The sequence below is a fragment of the Clavibacter sp. MX14-G9D genome (assembly GCF_032917815.1).
Lineage (GTDB): Bacteria > Actinomycetota > Actinomycetes > Actinomycetales > Microbacteriaceae > Clavibacter > Clavibacter michiganensis_K.
This window is the reverse complement of sequence record NZ_JAVCVL010000420.1, coordinates 1-745: the sequence shown is the minus strand read 5'-3', so window position 1 is coordinate 745 and position 745 is coordinate 1. Positions and strand designations below refer to the sequence as shown.

The 745-nt window shown below is 78.0% G+C and carries 1 pseudogene; it reads left to right on the top strand.

What is annotated here, in order from left to right:
• Positions 1–577: pseudogene (locus Q6969_RS16070) on the top strand (hypothetical protein); the annotation flags it as partial.
• Between the last annotated feature and the right edge of the window lie 168 nt (positions 578–745).

The following is a 745-nucleotide window of genomic DNA, read 5'->3' as shown; positions in this document are numbered from 1 at the left end:
GCCGAGCACGCCGGATCCGCGCGTGGGCCGGCCCGTCCCGCGCTTCACCGCGGAGCCCCCGACGCCGCTGCGCGAGGAGCTGACGGCGTCGGAGTCCGCGGCGGCGCTCCGCGCCGACGCGGACGCGCTCTGGGAGGGGGTGCGCACCGAGCGGCCCGACGCGGTGCGGCCCGACCTGCGGGTGGAGCGCGTGCTCGAGGGCGAGGACTGGGTCCGCCAGCAGGCCGCGTGCCTGAGCGAGTCGGGGGTGCGGGTCCAGGTCATCGGCACGGGCGCGGACACCCGGCTCGGCGTCCACTCGGCGGACGCCGCCGTCGAGTACGCCTGCGCGGTGCGCTTCCCGACCGTTCCCCGGGGACCGCTGACGACGGCGGCCCTGCAGTGGATCCACGCCTACGACGTCGACTTCCTCCTCCCCTGCTACGCGTCCGAGGGCACCCCGTACGAGGGCGAGGTGCCCGACCGCGCCGCCTTCGTCGCGCAGGCGCGCGCCGGGGGCTGGTGGCAGCCGACCGTGCCGACCGACGACGGCGTGCTCGAGTCCCGCTGCCCGGCCGCGCCGCCCGGACTGCGCTGATCGCCCGTCGCGCCTGCTGAGGACGCTTCTCAGCCCGGTTAGGGTGGTCGGGATGCGTCCGCCCCTCCGACCCCGGCCCCGCGCCACGGGTCCGCGATGACGGACCGCCTCGGCGGCACCGCGCCCGACGACGACGGCGCCTCGCCCTTCGACCGCCTGCAGGGCAAC